The sequence below is a fragment of the Microbispora sp. NBRC 16548 genome (assembly GCF_030268985.1).
GTDB lineage: Bacteria > Actinomycetota > Actinomycetes > Streptosporangiales > Streptosporangiaceae > Microbispora > Microbispora catharanthi.
The window spans coordinates 84,556-109,567 of the sequence record NZ_BSSF01000015.1 but is presented as its reverse complement, the minus strand read 5'-3'; the positions used below and the strand labels follow the sequence as shown (position 1 = coordinate 109,567).

Below are 25,012 nucleotides of genomic sequence, written 5' to 3'. Positions count from 1 at the left end.
TGCGTGCGTGACCCGGATCATGGACGGTGCCACGGCGGCGGGGCTGCTCGCCGGGGCCGCGATCGACGCCGCGGTGGGGGATCCCCGGCGGGGTCATCCCGTCGCGGTGTTCGGCAGCCGGGCCGCCGCCCTCGAAAAGCGCATATATCGTGATTCGCGGTTGGCGGGCCTGGCCTACACCACCCTCTGTGTCGGCGTGGCGACGGCCGCGGGGCTGCTCGCCGAGCGAATGACCAGGTCGAGCCCGATCGCGCGGGCCGCGGTCACCGCCGCCGCCACGTGGGCGGTGCTCGGCGGCACGACACTGGGCAGGGAGGGCGCGCTGATGGCCCACTCGTTGAAGGAGGGCGACCTGGCCGCCGCCCGCGCACGCCTTCCGCACCTGTGTGGGCGCGACCCGTCGGGGCTGGACGCCGCGGAGCTCGCGCGGGGCACGGTCGAGTCCATCGCGGAGAACACCTCGGACGCCGTCGTCGCCCCGCTCGTGTGGGGCGCGCTCTTCGGTGTGCCCGGCCTGCTCGGCTACCGCGCGGTGAACACGCTCGACGCGATGGTGGGCCACCGGTCGCCGCGCTACGCGAGGTTCGGCTGGGCCTCGGCCCGGCTGGACGACGTGGCCAACTACGTGCCGGCCCGGCTGACGGCCCTGCTCACCGTGGGCCTCGCCGGTCTGGCGGGCGGTTCCCCGCGCCGCGCGGCGGCCGTCCTCGTGCGGGACGGCCACCGCCATCCCAGCCCCAACTCCGGACGTTGCGAGGCGGCCTTCGCTGGCGCCCTCGGCGTACGCCTCGGCGGGGCCAACGACTACGGCGGCAGGGTGGAGCACCGCCCGGAGCTGGGCGACGGTCCCCGCCCGGCCGTCTCCGACATCCCCAGGTCCGTACGGCTGGCGCGCGCGGTGTCGTACGCGTCGGTCGGCCTGGCCGTCGCCGCCCGGCTCGCCCTCACCCGGAACCGCCGAAGGGATCGACGATGAGTGCACTCGTCCTGCTGCTGGTCTTCGCGGTCGTCTTCAGCGTCGCGGTCGCGGTGATCGTGGTCGCCGTGCTGATCATGCGCGCGTCACGGCGGCCGGCGCCGCCACCACGAGACCGGAATGATCCGTCCCAGGATTGGTAGGTTCGACGGTATGGGCGGAGAAAGCGAAGAGAACCGGGTCCTGCTGGTCTTCGACGGCGACTGCGCCTTCTGCCAGACGTGCGTGAACACTGGGCATCGGCTCCTGCCGTACATGCCCGCCGTGCGGGCGTGGCAGGGCCTCGACCTCGGCGCGGTGGGCCTGACGCGCGAGGAGGTCGCGACGTCCGTGCAGCTCCTGGGCCCGGATGGGCTGCGCGCCCACGGCGCGCGCGCCGTCGCACTGCTCCTCGCGCTGCAGCCGAGCGCGGCCTGGCGCGCGGCCGGCCGGGCGATGCTGACCCCGCCGGTGAGCTGGCTCGCGGAGGCGGGCTACCGGCTGGTCTCGCGCTACCGCCACCTGCTGCCCGGCTCCACCACCTGCGGCACGTCTTGACCTCCGCTTTGCCGAAGGTGCGAACAAACACGACCGGGAAGTGTCCGGAAGCGGGCATACCCCGCGCCTGACGGGAGCGCCACCATTGCGGCATGACAGCAGTGGTGGAGACCGAAGGACTGACGAAGTTCTACGGTACGAGACGGGGCCTCGAGGACCTCACCCTCGAAATCCGGCCGGGCGAGGTCTTCGGCTATCTGGGCCCCAACGGCGCCGGCAAGACGACGACGATCCGGCTGCTCCTCGACGTGATCCGGCCGACGTCCGGCCGGGCGACCGTCCTCGGCGCCGACACCCGCGATCCGCGCGTACGCGCCCGGATCGGCTACCTCCCGGGCGAGCTGGCCCTGGAGGGCAGGGAGCGGGCCCGCGACTACCTGCAGTTCCTCGCCGACGTGCGCGGCGGGGTGAGCCGCGGCAGGATCGACGAACTGGCCGAGCGGCTCGACGCCGACCTGTCCGTCAGGATGGGTGAACTGTCGAAGGGCAACAAGCAGAAGGTCGGCCTCATCCAGGCGTTCATGCACGAGCCCGAGCTGCTCATCCTGGACGAGCCGACGAGCGGGCTCGACCCGCTGGTGCAGCAGGAGTTCCTGGCCATGGTCCGGGAGGCGCGCACGGCCGGCCACACCATCCTGATGTCGTCGCACGTGCTCGCCGAGGTGGAGCACGTGGCCGACCGGGTGGGCATCGTGCGCGCGGGCCGCCTCGTCGCGGTCGAGGACATCGCCGCCCTGCGCGAGCGGGCCGTACGGCACGTGGAGCTCCACTTCGACGCGCCGGTCCCCAAGGAGTCGTTCGACGGGCTCCCGGGCGTACGCGACGTGGTCGTCCAGGGGGCGAGCCTGCGCTGCACGATCGACGGCAGGCCGGACGCGCTGATCAAGGCGGCGGCCCGCTACACCGTGGTCCACATGGTCAGCGCGGAGCCGGACCTCGAAGAGATCTTCCTGACCTACTACAGCGAGGAGGAGGGCCGTCATGCCCACGCTGGTGCGTAAGAGCCTCGGAGAGTACCGCCGCGCCCTCATCGGGTGGACGGTCGGGCTGTGCGCGTTCCTCGGGATGTACATCTCGATCTACGCGAGCATGATGAAGGACCCCGAGACGTTCAGCAAACAGGCCATCGCCAAGTATCCCGGCGCGTTCAGGGACCTGATGGGCGGCATGACCGACATCGCGACCGGGCGCGGCTACCTGCAGGCGGTCGCCTACCAGCTCCTCGGCCCGCTGCTGTTCACCATGTGCGCCGCGATCCTCGGCAACCGAGCCATCGCCGGTCCGGAGGAGGCCAAGACGCTGGAGCTCACGCTGACGCTGCCGATCGACCGCAGGCGGCTGCTCCTGGAGCGCTGGGCCGCGCTGACGCTCGGCCTGCTCGGGGTGGCGCTGGTGACGCTGGCCGTCGCCGCCGGGGCCTCGTCCGCCGCCGACATGGACGTGCCGTTCGGCAGCATTCTCGCCGCGCACACCGGGCTGTTCCTGCTCGTGCTGTTCTTCGGGACGCTGACGCTGTGTGTGGGCGCGGCCTTCGGGCGCAAGCAGATCGCGCTCGCCGTGGTCGGCGTCTGGGGCGTCGCCGGGTACATCGTGGAGACCATGGGCAGGAGCATCGACGCGATCTCCTGGCTGCGCTGGATCTCGCCCGTCCACTACTACCTCGACGGCAGGCCGCTCTATCAGGGCTGGCCGTACGGCGACTACCTTGTGCTGCTGGGTGCGACGGCCGTCCTCCTCATGACGGCGCTGCTCGCTTTCGAACGGCGTGACGTAGGAGTCTGATGGACAGCGTTCTCGCTCGCGTGAGCGAGGCGACCGGGGTGCCCGCCGACTTACTCGGCGGGTTCCTGTCGGTTCTGGCCGCGTCGGCCGCCACCGGCAGGCTGCCCGGCCGCGCCGACATGGACGGCCTGCGTGAGTGCGGCGCCCTCGCCGCCGAACGCGGCATCCCGCTGCGGGTGCTCGCCGACGCCTGCCTGCACGCCGCCGAGATCACCGCCGGCGGGGCCTTCGGCGCCGTACGCCGCGGCATGGCCGCCTACATCGAGGGATACGAGGAGGCCCAGCGGGCCGCCCTCCGGCAGGAGGAGGAGGCCCGCCGCCTGTTCGTCGACGACCTGCTGCAGGGCAGGGCGGACGCCGAGCGGGCCGAGCACTTCGGCCTGCGGCTCGCCGGGGCGTACGTCGTGACCGTGGCGAGGCCCGGCACCCCGGTGACGGCGGGCGACCCGCTGGCCGGGAGGATCGAGCAGGCGCTGGTGGCGAGATTCGGCTCGCACAACATCCTGGTCGCCGTCCGCGACGGCCTTCTGGTGTGCGTGTCCCCGGGCGGGCTGACCGCCGCGAGCGGGGAGTTCACCCACCACGTACGCTCCGCGCTCACGGACTGGCGGGCCGGGGTGGGCCGCCCCCACCAGGGCCCCGGCGGCATCGTCACCTCCTATCGGGAAGCGGTCAACGCGATCGACCTCGGCGAGCGGCTCGGCCTGCGGGCCCAGGTGCTGAAGGCGGCCGACCTGCTGGTCTTCCCGGTGCTGCTGCGGGACAGGGAGGCGATCGTGGACCTCGTCTCCACGGTGCTCGGGCCGCTGACCTCCGCCCGCGGCGGCCCCGAGCCGCTGCTGGAGACGCTGGAGGCGATCTTCGCCTCCCAGGGCAACCACACGGCGGCGGCGCGCCGGCTCGGCGTCAGCACCCGGGCGATCACCTACCGGCTGGAGCGGATCAGGAGGCTGACCGGCTTCTCGCCGAGCGACCCCACACAGCGGTTCACGCTGGAGACGGCCGTGCTCGGGGCCCGCCTCCTGGAGTGGCCGGCCCACCCGCTGGCCTGATCGAGGCATCCCCGCCACTTTCAACGTATAGGCCACGGGGGGACTTGCGGCAAGGCCCCGGTGACGGCGCACAATCGGGGGCCGTGAGCCGGGCCGGCCCACGGTGGACGCCGTACCGAGCCGCGAGCACGCTCACGTTCACCATGCCGTCACAGGGGCCGTCACAGGGAGTGCACATGCGCGTGCTGTTGTCCACGATCGGAACGCGGGGGGAAGTCCAGCCGATGGTGGCACTGGCCATGGCGTTGCGGGGACTTGGGCAGGAGGCCCGCCTGTGCGTGCCTCCCGACTTCCGCGACTGGGTCGAGGGCCTCGGATTCCCCGTCGTGCCCATCGGGCCGGAGCTGCGCCCGACCGCGTCGGCCGCCCCACGGGTCCAGGCACCGCCCACGCCCGAGCAACGCCGGCGGATGATCGAGGGCACGGTCGCCGTCCAGTTCGCCACCATCACCGCGGCGGCCGAGGGCTGCGACGTCATCGTGGGAGGCGGAGCCATGTCGATGGCCGCCCACTCGGTGGCGGAGCAACTGGGGATCGGCTACGTCTACGTGAGCTACTGCCCCGTCACGCTGCCGTCGCCGCATCACGCGCCCGTACCCGTCTGGGGGCAGCCCCCGGCGGACGCGACGGCCGGCAACCGCGCGCGCTGGGCCGAGGACGCGCGGCGCTGGAACGGCACCGTCGGCGCCGCGCTCAACGCCCACCGGGCCGCGGCCGGCCTGGCTCCGGTGGCGGACACGCGAGGTCACATGTTCACCGACCGGCCCTGGCTGGCCGCCGACCCGACGCTGGGGCCCTGGCCCGAGCCCGCGGACGTCGGCGTCGTGCAGACGGGCGCCTGGATCCTGCCGGACCGGCGCCCGCTGCCACCGGAACTGGAGAAGTTCCTCGACGACGGCGAGCCGCCCGTCTGCGTCGGCTTCGGCAGCGTCCGCGCTCCCCGGGACATCGCCCAGACCACGGTGGAGGCGGCCCGCGCGCTCGGACGCCGCGTGATCGTGCTCCGCGGCTGGGCCGGCCTGTCCCCGGCGGACGGCGGACCCGATTGCCTGTCGATCGACGAGGTCAACCAGCAGGCGCTGTTCCCCCGGGTCGCCGCCGTCGTCCACCACGGCGGCGCGGGCACCACGACCGCCGCCGCGCTGGCCGGGGCACCCCAGGTCGTCCTGCCGCAGCACTACGACCAGCACTACTGGGCAGGGCGGGTCGCCGATCTCGGGATCGGGATCGCGCACCCGCCCGCCGCGCCGGCCGCCGAGTCGCCGGCCACGGCTCTCGACCGGGTCCTCCACCCCGACGTAGCGGCCCGTGCCGCGGCCGTCGCGGGCGAGGTGCGCACCGACGGCGCCGCGGCCGCCGCGCGGCGGCTGGTCGCCATGGCGGCCTGAGGACGGTTCCCCACGGCTCAGGAGATCAGCGGCTCAGGAGATCAGCGGTTCAGGGGATCAGCAGCAGCTTGCCGGTCGTCCGCCTGCCTTCCAGGTCGTCGTGGGCGCGCCGGGCCTCGGCGAGCGGGTAGCGCTGGGAGACGTGCACCTTCAGCGCGCCGGAGGCGACCCAGCCGAGCAGGTCGTTCGCCCGCGACAGCAGCTCCTCGCGGGTGGCCGTGTAGTGCGCGAGCGTGGGCCGGGTCAGGAACAGCGAGCCGCCCGCGTTGAGCCGCTGCGGGTCGAACGGCGGGACGGGGCCGCTGGCCGCGCCGTACAGCGCCATCAAGCCGCGCGGCCGCAGCGACGCGAGCGACCCCTCGAACGTGGCGGCGCCGACCCCGTCGTAGACGACGTGCACACCGGCGCCGTCGGTGATCTCCTTGACGGCCTCGGGGAAGCCCTCGTAGCCGACGATCTCGTCGGCGCCCGCCTGCCGGGCGAGCTTCTCCTTCTCGGCGCTGGAGACCGTGCCGATCACGCGGGCGCCGCGGAGCTTGGCCATCTGGACGAGCAGCAGGCCCATGCCGCCGGCCGCCGCGTGCACGAGCACGTCGTCGCCCGACCGGACCGCGTACGTGGAGTGGGTCAGGTAGTGCGCGGTCAGCCCCTGCAGCAGCACGGCCGCCGCGAGGTCCGGTGACAGCCCCTCGGGCAGCCGGACCACCTTCTCCGCCGGGACCACGGCCTTGGTCGCGTACGCGCCGATCGCGGAGGCGGAGGCGACCCGGTCGCCTGGCACGACGTCGGTCACGCCGGGCCCGACCGCCGTGACGGTCCCGGCCGTCTCCGAGCCCGGGATCAGCGGGAGCGGCAGCGGGTAGCGGCCCTCGCGGTGGTAGACGTCGATGAAGTTGACGCCTGTCGCCGCGACCTCGACCAGCACCTCACCGGGACCGGGCTCGGGGTCGGGCCGCTCGGCGTACTCCAGCACCGAGGAATCACCGTAAGCGGGGATGACGATGGCATGCATGCGCGACTCCTGTTGTCTTCGGCTCGGTTCCTGTGGTCCCCAACCGGCCGGGCCGTACCCGTTGTTCCCCGGCCCGGTGGGGCGGGCCTCAGAAGCCCGTAAGAGTGATCTTGCCGATCGCGGTGCCCGATTCGAGGATCCGGTGGGCCTCGCGGAGGTTGGCGGCGTTGACCGGGCCGAGGTCGCGGGTGGCGGTGGTGGTGACGACTCCCGCGTCCACGAGCCGTGCGACCCGGTCGAGGATGCGGTGCTGGTTCACCTGGTGCGGGGTCCGGAACAGCGAGTGGGTGAACATGAGCTCCCAGTGGAACGAGATGCTCTTCGACTTGAGCACGCCGATGTCGAGGGAGTCGTGGTCGTCGATGGCGACGATCTGACCGAAGGGGGTGAGCGCCTCGGCGTAGGCCGCGAGGTTGCGGTCGGTGCCGGTCGTGCTGAAGACGTAGTCCACGCCGTCGGGCGCGACCTCGGCCAGTTGCTTCGCCAGCGGTCCCCGGTGGTCCACGACGTGGTGGGCGCCCATCCGGCGGGCGAACTCCACCGTCTCGGGGCGGGAGGCCGTGCCGATCACGGTGAGCCCGGTCAGGGCGCGTGCGAGCTGCACGACGATGGAGCCGACGCCGCCCGCGGCCGCGGTCACCAGCAGCGTTCCGGTCTGGTCGAGGGCGTCGCCGCGCAGGCCCAGCCGCTCGAACAGGCCCTCCCAGGCCGTGAGGGAGGTCAGCGGCAGCGCGGCGGCCTCGGTGAAGGACAACGTGGCGGGCTTGCGGCCGACGATGCGCTCGTCCACCACATGGAAGCGGCAGTTCGCGCCGGGCCGGTCGATCGCGCCGGCGTAGTAGACCTCGTCGCCGACCTCGAACAGCTCCACCTCGTCTCCCACGGCGACCACGGTGCCGGCGGCGTCCCAGCCGAGCACCTTGGGCTCGCCGCCCGGATCGCTGTTCCGCCGGACCTTGTAGTCCACCGGGTTCACGGCGACCGCCTCCACCCGGACCAGCAGATCGCGCGGGCCGGGGTGCGGCACCGGCAGCTCCACGTCAAGGAGGCTTTCCGGGTCGTCGACGGGGAGGCTGCGCCGGAAGGCGACGGCGGGCATGGTCCCGTTCTGGTTCTCAGTCATGTCTGTCCCCTGCGCTTCATGGATCCCGTGCCGAAGCCGGTCGTACGGCTCGGCGGCATGACCCGCACGGTATCCACCGACGCCTGGTTACCCGCAAGGGACACGACTACCCATCGGGAACCATCGAGGTCAGCGGGCTAGTCCGGGTCGGGGAAGCGGTCGATGTTGCGCTCCACCCACGTCCGCAGGTGGGCGAGCGGGACGTTGGCGTCGCGGCCGAGCGGGGTGAGGCTGTATTCCACGCGCAGCGGCACCTCGGGATACACGTCGCGGTCGACGAGACCGTGGTCCTCCAGGCGGCGCAGGGTCTGGGTGAGCACCTTGGGGCTGACGCCCTGGAGACGTGCGCGCAGCGCACCGAAGCGCTGAGGCCCGTCCTCCAGGGCGCCGAGGGCCAGCGCGCTCCATTTGTTGGCCAGCAGGTCGAGCATGTTGCGGCACGGGCAGGCGGCCGAGTAGACGTCCTTGGGGTCGTCGCAAACCGTCTTCGTAGCGTTCATGCTGCGACGATACCCAGAAGGAACTTAGGTTCGAGGAGTGACCGCCCCGGGGGCGGAGACGAGCCGGCGCAGCAGCGGCAGGTCGACGCTCTCCAGCGTCGGCACCGCCGTCACACCGTCGACAGCGACTGAGGGGCCGACCGCGATGACGGCGCACCCGGCGGACCGGGCCGAGGCGACGCCGGTCGGGCTGTCCTCGATCGCCACGCACGCGGCCGGGTCGACGCCGAGCCGCGCGGCGGCGGCCAGGTACGGATCGGGCGCGGGCTTGTTCCTGGCGCTGTCCCCGGCGGCCACCGACAGCCGGAAGCGGTGCTCGCCGACGGTCTCGAGCACCAGGTCCACGACCGGCCGGGGGGACGCGCTGACCAGCCCGGCCGGGATCCCGGCCGCGCGCAGGGCCTCCAGCAGCGCGACCGCGCCGGGAAGCGTGGTCACCCCGTTCTCCAGCCGGCCGGTGAACGCGTCCGTCAGCATGGTCTCGACGGCCCGTGCCCCGGGACCCCCGGTGGAGTCCAGGGCGGCTGTGATGTGCAGGGCGGCGTCCTCGACCGACAGGCCGAACAGCGCCTCCCGGTCGGCCTCCCCGAGAGGGGAGCCCAGGCCGTCCGCGACCTCCACGCAGGCGTCCCACCACAGGTCCTCGGTGTCCACCAGCGTGCCGTCCATGTCGAACAGGACCGCCGCCGGGCTCTCCCTAGACGACATCGGGTTCGGGGACCGCCGCCGCGGCTCCGGTCTCCGAACGCGCCGACACGAGCACCGGCCGCTCGACCAGCCCGATCCGTACGGCGGTGCCGGGCGCGAAGCGCGCCGAGTCGTGGCCGGGGACGTCGGCCAGCACCTCGGTGCCGTCGCCCAGGCGGACCCGCAGGCGGGTGGTGGAGCCGCGGAACGACGACACCATGACGATCCCGGCGCCCTCGGCGCCGGACGCGTCGACCGGCGTGACCACCACGGCCTCGGGCCGCACCAGCACATCCGCCTGCGCCGTGCCCGGCGCCCGGCCCTCCACGGGCAGTGTCTGCCCGAGGACGGTGACCCGGTCGTCCGACACCAGGCCGGGCAGGTGGTTCATCGCGCCGACGAACTCGGCGACGAACGGGGTCGCCGGCCGGTCGTACAGGGTGGCGGGGTCGGCGACCTGCTCCAGGCGGCCGTCGCGCAGCACGGCGACCCGGTCGGCCATCGACAGCGCCTCCTCCTGGTCGTGCGTCACGAAGATCGTCGTGATGCCGAGGGAGAGTTGCAGGCGGCGGATCTCCTCGCGCAGCGTGACCCGCACCTTGGCGTCGAGCGCCGACAGCGGCTCGTCCAGCAGCAGCACCCTGGGCTCCAGGGCGAGCGCGCGGGCCAGCGCCACGCGCTGCTGCTGGCCGCCGGACAACTGGTGGGGGTATCGGTCGCCGACCGAGGGCAGGCCGACCAGCTCAAGCAGCTCCTGCGCGCGGGCATGCCGCTTGGCGGCGGGCACCTTGCGCACCCGCATGCCGAAGCCCACGTTGTCCCGCGCGTTGAGGTTGGGGAAGAGGCTGTAGGACTGGAAGACCATGCCGGCGTCGCGCCGGTTGGCCGGCACGCGCGTGATGTCGGCGCCGTCCACCAGCACCTCGCCCTCGTCGGGCTGCTCGAAGCCGGCGAGGCAGCGCAGCGCGGTGGTCTTGCCGCACCCCGACGGGCCGAGCAGCGCGATCAGCTCGCCGGGCTCCACCGTGAGGTCGAGCCCGTCCAGCGCGACCGTGCTGCCGAACCGCCGCCGCAGGCCGCGGAACTCGACCCGGGCGCCGTTCATGATCCACTCCTTTGCCTCGCGCCGGCGGACGACAGGGCGAGCAGCAGCAGCCAGGTGATCAGCAGGCTGAACACCGAGACGGCCACCGACACCTGCGCCTGTGAGCCGGAGATCCGGTAGATCCAGTTGGGGAAGGTCTCGAAGCTGAGCAGCCGGGCGATCGTGAACTCCCCGAGCACCAGCGCCAGCGTGAGGAACGACGCGCTCGCCATCGCCGACCGCATGTTGGGGATGATCACCCGCAGCAGCACGTGGGGCCACGAAGCCCCGAGGTTCCTGGCCGCCTCAGACAGCGTGCGCACGTCGATCGCGCCCAGGCCCGCGTCGAGCGAGCGGTAGGCGAACGGCAGCGCCAGCACGACGTAGGCGAGCACGAGCACCACCGGGAAGTCCGGGTTCTGCACCGCGATCATCGTCTGGTAGAAGGGCGTGCTCGCCAGGTAGTCGGGCCCCCACCGCAGCACGGTGCTGATCCCGGCCACGAACGTGATCGGGGGAACGACCAGCGGCAGCGTGCAGACCACCTCGAGCACCGGCCGCAGCCGCGGCGCGCCGAGCCGTACGGCCACCGCGGCGGGCAGCGTCAGCAGCAGGACCAGCACGATCGTGGCGACGCCGAGCCCGAGCGACAGCAGGAGGCTGCCGCCGAAGCCCTCGGCCGAGAAGATCTGGCCGTACGCGTCGAGCGAGAAGCCCTGGCCCGGCACCTTCACCGTGAAGACGAACGACGCGATCAGCGGGACGAGGAAGTAGACGGCGGCGAGCACGAGGACCGCCCCGCGCCACACCCGGGGACGCCGCGGCCGGGAGGGTGCGGGGGCCGGGGCGGCGCCGGGCACCGTCCCGGGCGTCACCTGAGGGGTCAGCGAAGCCATCGGGCGCTCCTTCGCTGCAGCGGGAGGTAGACGGCCATGACCAGGCCCGCGACCACGATCATGTCGAGGCTGAGGGCCAGCGCGACGTTCTCGTGGCCGATCAGGACGTTGCCGGTGAGCGCGTCGGCGATCTTCAGCGTGACCAGCGGGACGGTGGACCCGACCATGGCCTGCGCCGTGGCGTAGGCCGAGAACGCGCCGCCGAACAGCAGCACGACCCCGCCGAGCAGCGCCGGGGTCAGCACCGGAATCCCGACGTACCGCCAGAACTGCCAGGTGCTCGCGCCGTTGTTCTGCGCGGCCTCACGCCACTGCGGGCGCAGCCCGTCGAGCGCGGGCACGACCGTGAGCACTTGGAGGGGGATGGAGAAGTACAGGTAGACCAGGGTGAGGCCCCAGAAGTTGTACAGGCTCCATCCGTGGCCGCCGAGACCGAGCGTGGTGGTGACGACGCCCGCGTTGCCGAGCGTGGCGATCCAGGCGAAGGCCAGCGGCACGCCGCCGAAGTTGGCCAGCACCCCGGAGGCGGTCAGCACCGCCTCGCGCAGCGTGCGGGACCTGGAGGTCACCACGGCCTGGGCGAGGAAGGTGCCGAGCACCCCGCCCAGCACCGCCACGAGCGCCGAGATCTTGACGCTCCCGAGCAGGGCGGTCAGGTACGCGCCCTGGAGCGACTCGGTGAGGTTGGCGGTGCTGAACGTGCCCTCCTTGGTGAACGTGCCACCGAGGAGGACCAGCATCGGCACGCCGAAGACGATGACGACGAAGACCAGCAGCGGCACGGCCGCCCACCGGCTCTTCGATCGCGTACGGCTGTCGCGCACGATCTCAGCCCGAGACCGCCGCGCCCCACCCGCTCGCCAGGACCTCCTTGGCCTTGTTGACCTGGTCGGGCGTGGGGAACGTCGGGGTGCCCTCGACCTTGGGGAGCTGGGCCACCATGGCCGCGTCCGCGCTGCCGTCCTGCTGCATGGAGGGCAGCAGCACCGGGCGGGCGTAGCCCTTCAGCCACAGGTTCTGGCCCTCGGCGCTGTAGAGGAACTCCTGCCAGAGGCGGGCGGCGGCGGGGTGCGGCGCCCACTTGTTGATCGCCTGGGCGTAGAAGTTGGCGTACTGGCCGTCAGCGGGGATGGCGATCTTCCAGTCCACGCCCTTGGAGGAGAACTCCTTGGCGTAGCTGGCCTGCAGGTAGTCCCAGTCGAGGGTGATCGGGGTCTCGCCCTTCTCCACCGTGGCGGGGGTGGCCTCGACCGGGTTGAAGTTGCCGTTCCCCTTGAGCTTCTTGAAGAAGTCGATGCCGGGCTGGATGTCGTCGAACGAGCCCTGGTTGGCGAGCGAGGCGGCGTACACGCCGGCGAAGGCGGCGCCGGCCTTGGTCGGGTCGCCGTTCAGCGCGACCATGCCCTTGTATTCGGGCTTGAGCAGGTCGGCGAACGTCTGGGGACAGGTCTTGACCCGCTTGGCGTCGCAGCCGATGGAGATGTAGCCGCCGTAGTCGTAGTACCAGGCGCCGCCGGTCTCCTTCTGCCCGTCGGGGATCTTGTCCCAGCTCTGCACCTTGTAGGGCGCGAACAGGCCCTCCTGGGCGCCGCTGAGCGCGAAGGCGCTGCCGAGGTCGAGCACGTCGGGAGCGCGGCCCTGGCCCTTGAGGGTCTTGACCGCGTTGATCTCGTCCTGGCTGGAGCCGTCGGGGTTGTCATTGGTGATCTTGATGCCGTACTTGGCCTCGAACGCCTTGATGACCTCGCCGTAGTTGGCCCAGTCCGGCGGCAGCGCGATGGTGTTGAGCTGGCCCTCCTTCTTGGCGGCCTCCACCAGCTTGTCCAGCCCGCCGAAGTCCTGGGCCGAGGTCGCGGTGGCCGCCTTGGAGTCACCGGATCCCGAGCCGCCGCCGGCGGTCGTGGGGGCGGCGCCGCACGCCGCGATCACTGAGGTGGTTATCGTGAGCGCGGCCACGAGGCCGGCGGTACGTGTGGACAACGGTCCCTCCCACTGTGGTGCGTGGATCGAACTTAGGCGAACTTGTACAAACAAGCCAGAGCTAGTAAGTCGCATATCGATGTCGGTCGCGTGAACGGAAGGGCTCAGCACGATGGCGCGCTACGAACAGATCGCGAGTGACTTGCGGGATGCCATCGTCCGGGGGGACTATCCGATAGGCGCTCAGCTCCCCTCCGAGGCTGAGCTGGCCTTACGCTATTCGGCGGCGCGCGGGACCGTTCGCCAGGCCGTCGCCCTGCTCGCCGCCGAGGGGCTGGTCGGGTCCCGGCAGGGCGCGCGGCGCATCGTGCTCGGCAGCGAGCGCAGCCAGAGCTTCGCCGAGTTGCACAGCTTCGCCCAGTGGGCCCGGTCGATGGGCTACCGCGCCAGCGGCACCGTGCTGTCCTCCCGGCGCCGCCCGTGCTCGCCCTCCGAGGCCGTACGGCTGTCGCTGGACCCGGGGGAGGAGGTGCTCGACGTGCTGCGGCTGCGGCGGCTCGACGGCGAACCGGTGCTGGTCGAGCGCACGGTCTACGCCGGCTGGATCGCCCCCGCCGTCGAGCGGCTCGACCCCGACTGCGAGTCGGTGACCCAGGAGCTCTACGAGTCCGTCGGCCTGGTCTTCGCGTACGGCGAGCACCTGATCGACGCGGTGGCGGCCGGCAGCGAGGACGCCCGGCTGCTCGGCGTGCGGCGGGGCAGCCCTCTGCTGCGCCAGCGCCGCGTCACCACCACCCAGGAGGGCCGGCCCGTCGAGTGCTCCGACGACCGCTACCGCGCCGGGAGCGTGACCTTCAGCATCCGCAACTCCACCGCCGCCAACCCCCTCGTCCGCCGCGCCGGCGAATGACTCCGCCAGATCAGGCAAGCGCTGGCTCAGGGGACCAGGTAGGCGCTGTCGCGGGCGTCGGTGATCGCCATGTGGCCGGGCGCGTGGCCAATGGCGAACGGCGGGCGCGACCGCATCACCGCGGCCTGCGGCGTCACCCCGCAGGCCCAGAAGACCGGCAGCTCGCCGTCGCGCACCTCGACCGGGTCGCCGAAGTCGGGCGTGCCGAGGTCGGCGATGCCGAGCGCGGCGGGGTCGCCGACGTGCACCGGTGCGCCGTGCACGGCCGGATAGCGCGAGGTGACCCGTACGGCGACCGGCACCAGCTCGGCGGGGATCGGGCGCATCGACACCACGAGGGGGCCGGAAAGCTCGCCCGCCGGGACGCACGGCCGGTCGGTCAGGTACATCGGCACGTTCGTGCCCGCCTCGATGTGGCGGATCGGGACGCCGGCCTCCAGCAACGCGGCCTCGAACGTGAAACTGCAGCCGATGAGGAAGCCCACGAGGTCGTCGCGCCAGTAGGACGTCACATCGGTGACCTCGGCGACCTGCTCGCCGTCCCGGTAGACGCGGTAGGCGGGCAGGTCGGTGCGCAGGTCGCCGTCGAAGATCGACGCGAACGGCTCACCCGGCTCGGTGACGGCGAGCACGGGGCAGGGGCGCGGGTTGCGCTGCGCGAACACCAGGAAGTCGTACGCCCGGTCCATCGGCAGCGCGATCAGGTTGGCCTGCGCCCATCCCGCCGCCCAGCCGGACGTGGGCGTGACGAGCCCACCCCGGAACAGCGCCCGCGCCTCGCGGGGGGTCAGACGTGCGGGGTCGAGTTCCATCAGAACCTCCTCGGACGAATGGGCCGGTGGTCGCCGGCCACCCGGAAACGGATGCGCTGCCCGGGGCGGGCCTGCGCCGCCCGGTCGATGTGGTGATCGCGCACCACCGCGATGACGGGATATCCACCGGTCACGGGGTGATCCGCGAGGAAGAGCGTCGGCTGTCCGGACGGCGGCACCTGCAGCGCGCCGGGGACCATGCCCTCGCTCGGCAGCTCCCCGTCGCGCGCGCGTTCGAGGCGCGGCCCGCGCAGCCGCATGCCGACCCGGTCGCTCTGCGCGGTGACCTCGTACGGCTCCGCGCCCAGGGCCGTCAGCGCCCCGGGCGCGAACCAGTCGTGGCGTGGTCCCGGCAGCACGTCCAGCATGAGGACGCCCGACTCCGGCTCGGGCACCGGCGCGAGATCGGCCGCGGGAAACTCCGCAGGCGCCGGCCCCACCGGGAGCACCGATCCGGGCGCCGGACGTTCCGGGCCGAGTCCCGAGAGCAGATCGGTGGCCCGTGACCCCAGCACCTCGGGGACGTCGATCCCGCCGCGGACCGCGAGGTAGGTCCGCAGCCCGCGGGGCGGCACGCCGAGCCGCAGCGTCGCCCCGTCGGGCAGGCGCTCGACCGACGCGTGCCCGATGCCGCCCGTGCGCCCGTCGGGGTAGGTGACGGTGGCGGGGCACGGCGCGCCGGTGAGCGTCACGAGCAGGTCGCCGGTGGCGCGCACCTTCAGCCCGCCCAGGGTGACCTCCAGGCAGGCGGCGTCCTCGGGATTGGCCAGCAGGCGGTTGGCCAGCCGCAGCGCGCCCCGGTCGGCGGCGCCGGAGCGCCCGACGCCGAGATGACTGTGCCGGCGCCGCCCGAGGTCCTGCACCGTGGTGAGGGGACCGGGAGCCAGCACCACCAGCGCCCGCCGAAGCCCGCTCACAGTGCCTCGCTCACAGTGCCTCGCTCAGAGTCGCCTCGTTCACAGTGCCTCCGCGAATCGCACCCGCACCCCCGGGCGCAGCAGGGCGGGCGGGTCGGCCGCGATGTCCCACACCACGGTCTCGGTACGCCCGATCAGCTGCCAGCCGCCCGGCGACTCGCGCGGGTAGACGCCGCTGAACTCCCCGGCGAGCCCCACGGAGCCGGTGGGCACGCGCACGCGCGACTCCGGCCGCCGGGGCACGGCCAGCCGGGGGTCGCCGCCGATCAGATAGCCGAAGCCGGGGGCGAACCCGCAGAAGGCGACCGTCCACGCTGTCCCGGTGTGGGCCGCCACGACCTCGCGTTCGGTGAGCCCGGTCAGCCGGGCCACGTCGGCGAGGTCGTCGCCGTCGTACTCCACCGGGATCACCACCTCCTCGCTCGTCGCGAGGCGGCCTGCGGCCGGCCGTACGGCCAGGACGGCGGACTCCACCTCATTGTGGCGTGCCGGCGGCTCGAACCGGACGAGCAGCGTGCGCGCCGCGGGGACGATGTCGACGATGCCCCGTGGGGGGTCGGCCGCGAGGGCGTCGTAGAGGGCGACCACCTCCTCGAGACGGTCGAGCTCGACCAGGACCGCGTGCTCGCCACAGCGGTGCAGCCGTGCGTTCACGGCTTGTCCTCGACGAACGGCGCCAGGCCGATGCCGTTCTCCTTGAGCGCGTCGCGGACCTCGAGCGCCATGGTCACGGCGCCGGGGCTGTCGCCGTGCACGCAGATCGAGTCCGCCGTGATGGTGAGCGGCGTCCCGTCGACGGCCTCGACCGGCTCGCCCCTGGCCATGCGCACGCTGCGCTCGGCGACCCGGGCGGGGTCGTGCAGGACGGCGCCGGGCACGCCGCGCGGCACCAGCCTGCCCTCGCGGGTGTAGGCGCGGTCGGCGAAGCATTCGGCGACCGTGGTGAGGCCGGCCCGGCAGGCCTGGCGCAGCCACGCAGAGCCGGGGAGGCCGAGCACGGGCAGGCCGGGGTCGTAGGCCCGCACGGCCGCGACCACCGCGGCGGCCTGCGCCTCGTGGTGCACGATCGCGTTGTAGAGCGCGCCGTGCGGCTTGACGTACCTGACCCTGGTGCCCGCCACCCGCGCGAAGGCGTCCAGAGCGCCGATCTGGTAGATGACGTCGTCGGCGAGTTCGACGGGCGGCACGTCGACGAAGCGCCGCCCGAAGCCCGCCAGGTCGCGGTAGCCGACCTGGGCGCCGATCACCACGCCGCGCGCGGCCGCGGTCTCGCAGGTGCGCCGCATGATCACCGGATCTCCCGCGTGGAACCCGCAGGCGACGTTGGCGCTCGTGACGATCGACAGCAGCGCGTCGTCGTCGCCGAGCGTCCACTGGCCGAAGCCCTCGCCCAGGTCGGAGTTGAGGTCGATGCACATGGTCGGGTAGGGCACGTCAGCTCCAGAGCGCGCTGATCCCACTGAGGGAGTTCCAGCCGAGGTAGATGGTCAGCGCCCAGGCGAGCACACCGATGCCGAGCAGCCAGACAGGGTAGCGGTACCCGCCCATGAGATCACGACGGCGTGCGGCGACCCAGAGGATCACCGCCAGACCGACGGGCAGGATGAGGCCGTTGAGTGCTCCGGCGAGGATCAGGAGGTTGGCCGGAGCCTTGCCGAGGAGGAGGAAGACCGCGGTCGAGACCACGATGAAGGCCACCGTGATCCACGAGCGGTAGCGGTCCGTCCGGGGCGAGAAGCTGGCGAGGAACGACACCGACGTGTACGAGGCGCCGATGACCGAGGTGATGGCCGCGGCCCACAGGACGACTCCGAACAACCTCAGGCCCAGCTCGCCCGCCGCGCTCAGGAAGATGTCGGCGGCCGGGTTCGCCGAGTCCGCGGCGAGCCGGAATCCTCCGGCCACCACGCCGAGCGAGGCGAGGAAGAGGATCACCCGCATGACTCCGGTGACGAGGATGCCGGTGACCGAGCCGCGGGTTATCTGCCCGGCGTTCCGCGGCCCGGTCACGCCCGCGTCGATGAGCCGGTGCGCCCCCGCGTAGGTGATGTAACCCCCGACCGTGCCGCCGATCAGCGTCGTGACGGCGAGGAAGTCGACCGTGTCCGGCAGGACCGTCTGCCGCAGGGCCTCGCCCACCGGCGGGTGGGAGACGATCGCCACGTACAGCGTCAGCGCCACCATCACGACGCCGAGGACGACGACGATCCGGTCGACGGCCACCCCGGCCCGCCTGCTGAGGAAGATGGCGACGGCGATCAGGGCGGACACCGTGCCACCGATCTTGACGTCGATCCCCGCGAGGGCGTTCAGGCCGAGCGCCGCGCCGCCGACGTTGCCGATGTTGAACACCAGGCCGCCGAAGGCCACGAGGACGGCCAGGAGATATCCCGAACCGGGCAGCACCCGGTTGCCCAGCGTCTGGGCGCGCATCCCCGAGACGCCGATCACCCGCCAGACGTTCAGCTGGACGGCGATGTCGACGAGGATCGAAGCGACGATCACGAACGCGAACGCCGCGCCGAGCCGCGCCGTGAACGTCGTCGTCTGAGTGATGAAGCCGGGGCCGATGGCACTTGTGGCCATGAGGAACATCGCGCCGAGCAGCGCCGAGCGCCGCCCTCCGCTCGTGATGCCCGCGGATGAAGCCGTCTGGGTGTCGGGGGGTCGGTTCATGCGAGACTCCTTTGCTCACCTCCCCTGGAAGTTAGAGGATTGTTCAACGATTCATCAAGACTCTTGTAGGTTACTTCTCCGCTACAACCGGGTGTGATCGCGCGAAGCCCGATGGTGATCGCTGGATTCCGGCGACGTCCCGCGGCCTAAGCTGGGAGTGATCGGGCGGTCGAGAAGGGGTTGCGGCGATGACGGCTATGGCGGACTGGGCGGCACGGTTGAGCGCGGCTCGGCCGGTGCTCGATCGGGCCAGCGCCGCCGAACTGGTCGCCGACGTCCTGCGGGAGAACGTCATCGACGGCTCCCTGCCCCCGGGCACCCGCCTGTCGGAGGAGACGATCGGCAACCTGCTCGGCGTCTCCCGCAACACGCTCCGAGAGGCGTTCAGGCTGCTGTCGCACGAGAACCTGCTGGTGCACGAGCTGCACCGCGGTGTCTTCGTCCGCAAGCTCGCCGCGGCCGACGTGGCGGACATCTACGCGATGCGGCGCATCCTCGAGACGGCGGGCGTACGGGCGGTCGTCACGGCCCCGCCCGAGGCCGTGGGCGAGGTGCGGCGCCACGTCGAGGAGGGTCAGACGGCGGCGGAGAACGGCGACTGGGCGGCCGTCGGCACCGCGAACATGTGGTTCCACCGCGCGATCGCCGCGCTGCTCGCCAGTCCCCGTGTGGACAAGACCATGGCGCGCCTGCTCGCCGAGCTGCGGCTGGCCTTCCACGTGATGGGCGAGCTCAGGACCTTCCACGAGCCCTATCTGGAAGACAACGCGCGCATCGCCACGCTGCTGATCGACGGCGACCACGAGCGGGCCGAGCGGGAGCTGCTCGCGTACTTCGACACCGCGGAGGCCCAGCTGCTGGCCGCCTACGCGGAACGCGCCGTCTGAGCCCAGGGGGCACGGCCGGCAGGCGGGCTCGGCAGAACCGGATGCCGGCCCGCCGCGTCCTACGGATATGCGGATGCGGATTCTGGGTGTGACGGCGGCGCTGGCCGCGATGGTGCTGCCGGCGGCGTGCGCGTCGACCACGCCTCGCGATCTCGAGACCTGGAACGAGACCGACGCCGCGGCCGCCACGGCCACCGCGCGGGAGCGGCCTTCGCCCTCCTGTCTGACCGGCTTGCCCACGCCGGAACCGAGCCCGGTCCGGGGCGGCGGGTGGCGCGTCGCCTACTACGACTACCGTGACCGCATCACCGGCCTGGCCGTGACCCGCGAGGGGACCGTGTGGGCGGCCGGCACGCGCGTGCCCGAGCCGTGCGGGCCCGAGACGAACGCGCCGCTGCTGCTGCGCGGGGACGGCGGGCGGTGGCGCGAGGCTCCGGCCCCGCCGCTGTCCGAGCCGCGCGCCGTGGCCGCCTCCTCCGACCGCGACGTGTGGCTGTTTGGCGAGAAGACCGCCGCGCGCTGGAACGGGCGGAGGTGGACCGCGGCGCCGAGCCCGGGCGCGGAGCCGAAGCGGGTGCACGCGGCGGCCCCCGGCGACGTCTGGGCGATCCTCAACGCGAACTTCCTTGACGGGGCAGGGGGAGCCGAGGAGCCCTGGAGCTCCTGGTCGGATCTGCGGCACTGGGACGGCACGGGCTGGCGCACGGCACGGCCGCCGCTGGTCGTCAAGGGCGTGGACGGCCTGCCCGGCGGTGAGGTCTGGGCGGCCGGTTCCAGCCGTGGCCGGGCCGCCGTCGCCCGATGGAACGGCTGGTCTTGGAGCACGGTCCCGCTCCCCGCGGTCCCCGCGCTACACCGGGGGCAGCTCTCCGAGCTCGTGGACCTCGCGGTGGACGAGTCGGGCGGAGTGGCGGCCGTCGGCTGGGTCGCATGGGTCTGCGGCACCGAGGAGGAGGACGTGACCTACTGCGGCCGCACGCTGTTCCTGCGGCGGGAGAACGGACGGTGGAGCTACAGCCTGCCTGGCGAGCCCGAGCTCGACCCCCACCTGCGGCTGGAGGCCGACGGCCGGGGCGGGTTCTGGCTGTTCTACGCGAAGAACGAGTGGAGCACGGCGTTCGGTCACCTGTCGGGCGGCCAGTGGACGCACGGGACGTTTCCGGCGGGTCCGCTCGGGCACACCCGGGTGGCGGCCGTCGTCAGGGGGCCGGGGACGGCGCGCGTCTGGGCGGCGGTGGCGGACGCCACCGAACGAGAGGAGCCGCCCTACCGGGGCGGCGGGATCTGGCTCGGCGAGTGATCCGCCGGCGGACGCGCTTCCTGGGGTTTTGTTCCCGGAAACGGGCCGTGCCGACTTGCGTTCACTCCGCTGGGAACGTATGTTCGAAGTAGCGGCGATTCTGCCCGAATCATCCGCCCGTCTTCCCCCGGGTGGCCACGAAGCCACAGGGAGAAGGAGTCTTGAGCAGACTTTACGGCGATCCGATCGAGGTGTGGGTCCGGGGCGGGCACCCTGCTCAGTTCGTCTGGCGTGACCGGCTCTACACCGTCCGCGAGATCCAGGACCACTGGGTGGTCGCCAGGGAATGGTGGAAGACCTCGGACGCCGATCCCGGCGAGCGGCGTTTCTGGCGAGTGGGGGCCGCGGCCGGCAAGGAGGTCGGGACCTATGAACTGCGCTTCGACACCGCCAGCGGCGGCTGGCTCCTGCTGAGGGCCTGGGACTGATGGGAACGCTCCAGCTCCCCACGACGACCGGGGGACGGGCCGCTGGAGGACGGACCGGGGGACGGACGGGGGCGCGCCTATGACGCACGCCTTCGCCCACCTGCACGTGGCGTCCGCCTTCTCGCTGCGGTACGGCACCGCGTTCCCGGCCGCCCTCGTCCGGCGGGCCGCCGAGCACGGCATGGACACGCTGGCGCTGACCGACCGCGACGGCCTCTACGGCGCGATCAAGCACGTCATCGCCTGCCATGAGCAGGGCGTCCGCCCGGTCGTCGGGGTCGATCTCGCCCTCGACCAAGGTTCTTCCACGTCGGACGACCTGTTCGGAGGCGGCCTGCCGTCCGGCCGCCGCACCGGGCACGGGCACGGGCACGGGCGTGGCCGGGGGACGGCGGCCGAGCCGGCGCGGGTCGTCGTACTCGCGCGCTCGGACGGCTGGGCCTCGCTGTGCCGCCTGGTCACGGCCGCCCACCAGGTGGGGGAGCGCGGCGCGCCGTACGTCACGCCGGGGATGGTGGCCGAGCACGCGACCGGCCCGGACGGCGGGCCGCGGCTGACCGTGCTGCTCGGGCCCCGCTCGGGCGTCGGCCGCGCGGTGGCCGAGCGGCGCGACGACCAGGCCAGGGCCCTGCTGGCCGCCTGGCGCGCGGTGGTCCCCGACCTGGTCGTCGAGGTGTCCGACCTGTACGGCTACCGCGACGCGAACACCGCCGCCCGCATGATCGGGCTGGCCGACTCGATGGGCGTGCCGGTCGTGCTGACCAACGCGGTCCGCTACCTGGACGCCGCCGATCACCAGATCGGCAACGTGCTCGACGCGGCGCGCAAGCTGGTGCCCCTCGACGGGCGGCACCTCGACGACCCCACGGCTCACGCGTACCTGAAGGACGGCGCCGAGATGGCGCGGGTGGCCGCGCGGATCTGCGGCGGCGACACCGGCCGGGCCGCGCGGCTGCTGGCCGAGACGCGCCGCGTGGCCGGCAGGTGCGTGCTCGACCCCGTCGAGGTCGTGCCCCTGCTCGAACCCGAGCGGCCCCGGCTCCACCTGCCCGAGGTCGGCGAGGACCCGGTGCCCCTGCTGCGGCGCCGCTGCGAGGAGGGGCTGGCCCGGCGGGGCCTGGAGCGCTCGGCCGAAGCCCGCGACCGGCTCGCCGCCGAACTCCGCGTCATCGAGAAGAAGCGGCTGTCGGGCTATTTCACGTCCGTCGCCGGCATCACGGACATGATCCGGACGATGGGCGTGCGGTGCGCGATCCGCGGCTCGGGGGCGGGCAGCCTGGTCAACTACCTGATCGGCATCGGTGAGGTGGATCCGCTCGAACACGGCCTGCTGATGGAGCGCTTCCTGTCGGAGGGCCGCAAGGGCCTGCCCGACATCGACATCGACGTGGAGTCGGCCCGCCGCCTCGACTGCTACCGCGCGATCCTCGACAGGTACGGCGAGGAGCGGGTGGCCTGCGTGTCGATGATGGAGACCTACCGCGCCCGCAGCGCGATCAGGGACGTCGGCGCCGCCATGGGCCTGCCGCCGCACGAGATCGACGTCATCGCCAAGGCGTTCCCGCAGGTGCGGGCCAGGCAGATCAGGGCCGCGCTGTCCGACCTGCCGGAGCTGCGCGACAGCGGGCTCAACGACCGGTCGCTGGAGACCGTGTTCCGCCTGGCGGAGCGGCTCGACGGGCTGCCCCGGCACATCGCGCTGCACCCCTGCGGCGTGCTGATCGGCAACTCCACGCTGCGCGACCGCACGCCGGTCGAGCGCAGCCTGCTGGAGTTCCCGATGTCGCAGTTCGACAAGGACGACGTCGAGGAGGCGGGCCTGCTCAAGCTCGACGTGCTCGGCGTGCGCATGCAGTCCGCCCTGGCGTACGCCCTCCAGGAGGTCGAGCGGGTCGAGGGGCGGCGGATCGACCTGGACGCCGTCCCGCGCGACGACCGGGAGACCTACGACATGATCCGCCTCAGCCGCACGATCGGCTGCTTCCAGATCGAGTCGCCGGGGCAGCGCGAACTGGTCGCGAAGCTGGAGCCGCGCACGATGCACGACCTGATCGTGGACATCTCGCTGTTCCGCCCGGGACCGGTCAACTCCGACATGGTCACGCCCTATCTGGAGACCAGGCACGGCTTCCGTGAGGCGCGCTACCCGCACGAGTCGCTGCGCGACGCGCTCAGGGAGACCAACGGGGTGGTCGTCTTCCACGAGCAGGTCATGAAGGTCATCGACATCATGACCGGTTCGGGGCTGTCGGAGGCCGACCGGGCCCGCCGCGCCCTCGGGACGCCGGAGGGCCGCGAGGCCGTACGCGCCTGGTTCGTGCCGCTCGCCAGGGGGAACGGCTACGCCCCCGACGTCGTCGAGCGGGCGTGGAAGGTGCTCGACGCGTTCGGCGGGTTCGGGTTCTGCAAGGCGCACGCGGCGGCGTTCGCGCTGCCCACCTACCAGTCGGCCTGGCTGAAGCGGCACCACACGGCCGCGTTCCTCGCGGGCGTGCTCACCCACGACCCCGGCATGTACCCGAGCCGGGTCATCCTCGACGAGGCCCGCCAGTGCGGGGTGGACGTCCTGCCCCTCGACGTCAACCGCTCGGGGAAGACCTGGCTGGTCGAGCGTACGGGTCCGGTGGAGGGCGGTCCCGGGGAGTTCGGCCGCGGGTACGGCCTGCGGGTGCCGTTCTCGGCCGTCCGGGGGGTGAGCGAGGCCGAGGTGGACCGCATGGTCGCGGCCCGGCCCTACACCTCGCTGGCCGACTTCTGGGAGCGGGCCCGGCCCTCACGACCGATCACCGAACGGATCGTGGAGGTCGGCGGGTTCGACGCGCTGCACGGCCTGCGGCCGGGGGAGCCGCGCTGGCGGCCGGGACGGCTGACCAGGCGCGACCTGATCGCCCAGGTCGGCGCGCTCGACCGCGGCTCTCCCGTGGGTGCGGCCGGGCAGCTTCCGATGGGGTTCACCGATCGGGTCACGCCAGGCGAACTGCCGGAGATGACCGAGGCCGAGGCCGTCGAGGCCGAGCTGGAGATCCTCGGCATGGACGTGAGCCACCACGTCATGGACTTCTACCGCGACCTGCTCGACGCGCTCGGCGTGACGCGGGCCAGGGATCTGGTCCGGCAGCGCAACGGTGCGGAGATCCTGGTCGCGGGAGTGAAGGTCGCCACCCAGACGCCCGCCGTGCGGTCGGGACAGCGGGTCATCTTCACCACCCTGGACGACTCCACCGGCCCGATCGACCTGACGTTCTTCGAGTCGGTGCAGGCGCACACGGCCGCGACCGTGTTCGGGTCGTGGCTGCTCGCCGCCAGGGGAGTGGTGCGGCGCACCGGGGCCAGGGCGGTCTCGCTGCGCGCCGTCCACTGCTGGAACCTCGCCGACCTCGACCGCGTGTGGCGCGACCAGGGACTCGACGCCGTACGCGCCGTGATCAGCGAGGTCCCCGCGCCCGGCGCGGGGGTGGGCGGACGGCCCATCGAGTACGGCAACGGCTTCCGGGTGTCGCCCTACTCCGACAACGGCGCCCCGCCGGCCGTACGCGAGGGGCGGTTCCCCGGCCATCCGTCCGCGCCCCAGCGGCGGCTCTGGCACGCCAGCTCCGGCAGTTCGGGACCGCCGCCCGGCCGGTGATCCTCCCCGCCGCCGTCCGTGAGGGCGGCTGCCTGGCTACCCACCGATGCCGTATCAGGGGTGCCGGACGAAGGCATGCCGGACGGCCGTTCGCCGTGGCCGAGGCGGACCTGCGGCCGGACGGCGGGCCGCGCCGCCCGCTTCCGTCCGGCGCCGGTGTGCCGGGCGGTGACCTCGTGGACGGCCGAGGCGCACAGGAGCGCCGCGACGGCGACCGCGGCGGCCTGTGGCGTGCCGAGGCCGGTCAGCCCGTCCCGGGCCCGGTCGGCGAACACCAGCCCGAGCGCGGCCAGCCAGCTCACCCACCAGCAGGCGAGGACGATCAGCCACCGCGTCCGGTCCCAGCCGCCGTACGGCTCGCTCCGCATGGTGCCGCCGCTTCGCACGATGCCGCTTCGCGCGGGGCCACCGCTTCGACGGGTGCGGCCCGCCGGGCCCTCGCGCCAGGCCAGGTCGGCGAGGAACGGCGGGACCACGAGGTTGACTCCGGGCACGAGGCA

General features: G+C 72.9%; 25 protein-coding genes. 12 read left to right on the top strand and 13 right to left on the bottom strand.

The window, feature by feature from the left end; all coding sequences use genetic code 11:
- Nucleotides 1-19 precede the first annotated feature (19 nt).
- The 7 genes from QSK36_RS33815 (at nucleotide 20) to QSK36_RS33785 (ending at nucleotide 5,735) form a co-directional block, all read left to right on the top strand.
- Nucleotides 20-976, top strand: a complete 957-nt coding sequence (locus QSK36_RS33815) for a cobalamin biosynthesis protein (RefSeq protein ID WP_285785259.1) — start codon at nucleotides 20-22, stop codon at nucleotides 974-976.
- Nucleotides 973-1,119, top strand: coding sequence for a hypothetical protein (locus tag QSK36_RS33810; protein WP_285785185.1), 147 nt, complete (start codon nucleotides 973-975; stop codon nucleotides 1,117-1,119). Before QSK36_RS33815 ends, QSK36_RS33810 begins: the two co-directional genes overlap by 4 nt.
- 10 nt (nucleotides 1,120-1,129) lie before the next feature.
- A complete protein-coding gene (locus tag QSK36_RS33805; RefSeq protein ID WP_285785184.1) occupies nucleotides 1,130-1,513 on the top strand; it encodes a thiol-disulfide oxidoreductase DCC family protein in 384 nt (127 codons plus the stop codon).
- Between the two features lie 92 nt (nucleotides 1,514-1,605).
- Nucleotides 1,606-2,514, top strand: a complete 909-nt coding sequence (locus QSK36_RS33800; protein WP_182900166.1) for an ABC transporter ATP-binding protein — start codon at nucleotides 1,606-1,608, stop codon at nucleotides 2,512-2,514.
- A complete protein-coding gene (locus QSK36_RS33795) occupies nucleotides 2,495-3,295 on the top strand; it encodes an ABC transporter permease subunit (RefSeq protein ID WP_285785183.1) in 801 nt (266 codons plus the stop codon). Before QSK36_RS33800 ends, QSK36_RS33795 begins: the two co-directional genes overlap by 20 nt.
- Entirely contained in the window at nucleotides 3,295-4,347 is a 1,053-nt protein-coding gene (locus QSK36_RS33790; RefSeq protein ID WP_183544328.1) for a PucR family transcriptional regulator, read from the top strand. Before QSK36_RS33795 ends, QSK36_RS33790 begins: the two co-directional genes overlap by 1 nt.
- A 176-nt stretch (nucleotides 4,348-4,523) precedes the next feature.
- A complete protein-coding gene (locus QSK36_RS33785) occupies nucleotides 4,524-5,735 on the top strand; it encodes a glycosyltransferase (protein ID WP_285785182.1) in 1,212 nt (403 codons plus the stop codon).
- 49 nt (nucleotides 5,736-5,784) lie between these two features.
- On the opposite strand, the gene QSK36_RS33780 is transcribed toward QSK36_RS33785, so the two are convergent.
- From QSK36_RS33780 to QSK36_RS33745, 8 genes are all read right to left on the bottom strand, one after another.
- Nucleotides 5,785-6,747 (bottom strand): quinone oxidoreductase family protein, encoded by a 963-nt coding sequence (locus QSK36_RS33780; RefSeq protein ID WP_285785181.1) that lies wholly within the window; start codon nucleotides 6,745-6,747, stop codon nucleotides 5,785-5,787.
- A gap of 88 nt (nucleotides 6,748-6,835) precedes the next feature.
- A complete protein-coding gene (locus QSK36_RS33775; RefSeq protein WP_285785180.1) occupies nucleotides 6,836-7,870 on the bottom strand; it encodes a zinc-binding alcohol dehydrogenase family protein in 1,035 nt (344 codons plus the stop codon).
- A 137-nt stretch (nucleotides 7,871-8,007) separates the two neighbouring features.
- Complete coding sequence (locus QSK36_RS33770; RefSeq protein ID WP_285785179.1) at nucleotides 8,008-8,370, bottom strand: winged helix-turn-helix transcriptional regulator; 363 nt, start codon at nucleotides 8,368-8,370, stop codon at nucleotides 8,008-8,010.
- A gap of 24 nt (nucleotides 8,371-8,394) precedes the next feature.
- Nucleotides 8,395-9,078 carry an HAD family hydrolase gene (locus QSK36_RS33765; RefSeq protein ID WP_285785178.1) on the bottom strand — a complete coding sequence of 228 codons (684 nt, stop codon included), beginning with the start codon at nucleotides 9,076-9,078 and terminating at the stop codon, nucleotides 8,395-8,397.
- Nucleotides 9,068-10,162, bottom strand: a complete 1,095-nt coding sequence (locus QSK36_RS33760; protein ID WP_285785177.1) for an ABC transporter ATP-binding protein — start codon at nucleotides 10,160-10,162, stop codon at nucleotides 9,068-9,070. Before QSK36_RS33760 ends, QSK36_RS33765 begins: the two co-directional genes overlap by 11 nt.
- Entirely contained in the window at nucleotides 10,159-11,037 is an 879-nt protein-coding gene (locus QSK36_RS33755; protein ID WP_285785176.1) for an ABC transporter permease, read from the bottom strand. The genes QSK36_RS33760 and QSK36_RS33755 overlap by 4 nt, the downstream gene beginning before the upstream one ends.
- Nucleotides 11,025-11,861: an ABC transporter permease gene (locus tag QSK36_RS33750; RefSeq protein ID WP_285785175.1), complete on the bottom strand. Its 837-nt coding sequence runs from the start codon at nucleotides 11,859-11,861 to the stop codon at nucleotides 11,025-11,027. Before QSK36_RS33750 ends, QSK36_RS33755 begins: the two co-directional genes overlap by 13 nt.
- A gap of 4 nt (nucleotides 11,862-11,865) precedes the next feature.
- Nucleotides 11,866-13,017: an ABC transporter substrate-binding protein gene (locus tag QSK36_RS33745; protein WP_285785174.1), complete on the bottom strand. Its 1,152-nt coding sequence runs from the start codon at nucleotides 13,015-13,017 to the stop codon at nucleotides 11,866-11,868.
- Nucleotides 13,018-13,129: 112 nt separating this feature from the next.
- Between QSK36_RS33745 and QSK36_RS33740 the strand changes: the two genes are divergently transcribed.
- Nucleotides 13,130-13,867, top strand: a complete 738-nt coding sequence (locus tag QSK36_RS33740; protein WP_183544322.1) for a GntR family transcriptional regulator — start codon at nucleotides 13,130-13,132, stop codon at nucleotides 13,865-13,867.
- Between the two features lie 26 nt (nucleotides 13,868-13,893).
- Here QSK36_RS33740 and QSK36_RS33735 read toward each other — a convergent pair whose 3' ends face one another.
- From QSK36_RS33735 to QSK36_RS33715, 5 genes are read right to left on the bottom strand one after another with little or no spacing between them, the layout of a single operon-like run.
- Entirely contained in the window at nucleotides 13,894-14,679 is a 786-nt protein-coding gene (locus tag QSK36_RS33735; protein ID WP_285785173.1) for a putative hydro-lyase, read from the bottom strand.
- A complete protein-coding gene (locus QSK36_RS33730) occupies nucleotides 14,679-15,596 on the bottom strand; it encodes a 5-oxoprolinase subunit C family protein (RefSeq protein WP_285785172.1) in 918 nt (305 codons plus the stop codon). Before QSK36_RS33730 ends, QSK36_RS33735 begins: the two co-directional genes overlap by 1 nt.
- A gap of 39 nt (nucleotides 15,597-15,635) precedes the next feature.
- Entirely contained in the window at nucleotides 15,636-16,250 is a 615-nt protein-coding gene (locus QSK36_RS33725; RefSeq protein WP_285785171.1) for a 5-oxoprolinase subunit B family protein, read from the bottom strand.
- On the bottom strand, nucleotides 16,247-17,014 hold the full coding sequence (locus QSK36_RS33720; protein WP_183544625.1) for a LamB/YcsF family protein: 768 nt from the start codon (nucleotides 17,012-17,014) through the stop codon (nucleotides 16,247-16,249). The genes QSK36_RS33725 and QSK36_RS33720 overlap by 4 nt, the downstream gene beginning before the upstream one ends.
- A 16-nt stretch (nucleotides 17,015-17,030) precedes the next feature.
- On the bottom strand, nucleotides 17,031-18,272 hold the full coding sequence (locus QSK36_RS33715) for an NRAMP family divalent metal transporter (protein ID WP_502883385.1): 1,242 nt from the start codon (nucleotides 18,270-18,272) through the stop codon (nucleotides 17,031-17,033).
- Between the two features lie 188 nt (nucleotides 18,273-18,460).
- Here QSK36_RS33715 and QSK36_RS33710 point away from each other — a divergent pair, with 188 nt between their 5' ends.
- From QSK36_RS33710 to QSK36_RS33695, 4 genes are all read left to right on the top strand, one after another.
- Nucleotides 18,461-19,159 (top strand): GntR family transcriptional regulator, encoded by a 699-nt coding sequence (locus tag QSK36_RS33710; protein WP_183544314.1) that lies wholly within the window; start codon nucleotides 18,461-18,463, stop codon nucleotides 19,157-19,159.
- A 73-nt stretch (nucleotides 19,160-19,232) separates the two neighbouring features.
- Nucleotides 19,233-20,459, top strand: a complete 1,227-nt coding sequence (locus QSK36_RS33705) for a hypothetical protein (RefSeq protein WP_285785170.1) — start codon at nucleotides 19,233-19,235, stop codon at nucleotides 20,457-20,459.
- A 161-nt stretch (nucleotides 20,460-20,620) separates the two neighbouring features.
- The gene (locus QSK36_RS33700) at nucleotides 20,621-20,887 is read left to right on the top strand and encodes a DUF6504 family protein (protein WP_139576521.1); all 267 of its coding nucleotides are present in this window, start codon (nucleotides 20,621-20,623) and stop codon (nucleotides 20,885-20,887) included.
- 79 nt (nucleotides 20,888-20,966) lie between these two features.
- Nucleotides 20,967-24,512, top strand: a complete 3,546-nt coding sequence (locus QSK36_RS33695; RefSeq protein ID WP_285785169.1) for a DNA polymerase III subunit alpha — start codon at nucleotides 20,967-20,969, stop codon at nucleotides 24,510-24,512.
- Nucleotides 24,513-25,012 lie beyond the last annotated feature (500 nt).

Bases quoted from the DNA above. Each gene is read 5' to 3' on its own strand.
- QSK36_RS33815 (WP_285785259.1), top strand. From the start codon at position 20: ATGGACGGTGCCACGGCGGCGGGGCTGCTCGCCGGGGCCGCGATCGAC.
- QSK36_RS33810 (WP_285785185.1), top strand. From the start codon at position 973: ATGAGTGCACTCGTCCTGCTGCTGGTCTTCGCGGTCGTCTTCAGCGTC.
- QSK36_RS33805 (WP_285785184.1), top strand. From the start codon at position 1,130: ATGGGCGGAGAAAGCGAAGAGAACCGGGTCCTGCTGGTCTTCGACGGC.
- QSK36_RS33800 (WP_182900166.1), top strand. From the start codon at position 1,606: ATGACAGCAGTGGTGGAGACCGAAGGACTGACGAAGTTCTACGGTACG.
- QSK36_RS33795 (WP_285785183.1), top strand. From the start codon at position 2,495: ATGCCCACGCTGGTGCGTAAGAGCCTCGGAGAGTACCGCCGCGCCCTC.
- QSK36_RS33790 (WP_183544328.1), top strand. From the start codon at position 3,295: ATGGACAGCGTTCTCGCTCGCGTGAGCGAGGCGACCGGGGTGCCCGCC.
- QSK36_RS33785 (WP_285785182.1), top strand. From the start codon at position 4,524: ATGCGCGTGCTGTTGTCCACGATCGGAACGCGGGGGGAAGTCCAGCCG.
- QSK36_RS33780 (WP_285785181.1), bottom strand. From the start codon at position 6,747: ATGCATGCCATCGTCATCCCCGCTTACGGTGATTCCTCGGTGCTGGAG.
- QSK36_RS33775 (WP_285785180.1), bottom strand. From the start codon at position 7,870: ATGACTGAGAACCAGAACGGGACCATGCCCGCCGTCGCCTTCCGGCGC.
- QSK36_RS33770 (WP_285785179.1), bottom strand. From the start codon at position 8,370: ATGAACGCTACGAAGACGGTTTGCGACGACCCCAAGGACGTCTACTCG.
- QSK36_RS33765 (WP_285785178.1), bottom strand. From the start codon at position 9,078: ATGTCGTCTAGGGAGAGCCCGGCGGCGGTCCTGTTCGACATGGACGGC.
- QSK36_RS33760 (WP_285785177.1), bottom strand. From the start codon at position 10,162: ATGAACGGCGCCCGGGTCGAGTTCCGCGGCCTGCGGCGGCGGTTCGGC.
- QSK36_RS33755 (WP_285785176.1), bottom strand. From the start codon at position 11,037: ATGGCTTCGCTGACCCCTCAGGTGACGCCCGGGACGGTGCCCGGCGCC.
- QSK36_RS33740 (WP_183544322.1), top strand. From the start codon at position 13,130: ATGGCGCGCTACGAACAGATCGCGAGTGACTTGCGGGATGCCATCGTC.
- QSK36_RS33735 (WP_285785173.1), bottom strand. From the start codon at position 14,679: ATGGAACTCGACCCCGCACGTCTGACCCCCCGCGAGGCGCGGGCGCTG.
- QSK36_RS33720 (WP_183544625.1), bottom strand. From the start codon at position 17,014: ATGTGCATCGACCTCAACTCCGACCTGGGCGAGGGCTTCGGCCAGTGG.
- QSK36_RS33715 (WP_502883385.1), bottom strand. From the start codon at position 18,272: ATGAACCGACCCCCCGACACCCAGACGGCTTCATCCGCGGGCATCACG.
- QSK36_RS33710 (WP_183544314.1), top strand. From the start codon at position 18,461: ATGACGGCTATGGCGGACTGGGCGGCACGGTTGAGCGCGGCTCGGCCG.
- QSK36_RS33705 (WP_285785170.1), top strand. From the start codon at position 19,233: ATGCGGATTCTGGGTGTGACGGCGGCGCTGGCCGCGATGGTGCTGCCG.
- QSK36_RS33695 (WP_285785169.1), top strand. From the start codon at position 20,967: ATGACGCACGCCTTCGCCCACCTGCACGTGGCGTCCGCCTTCTCGCTG.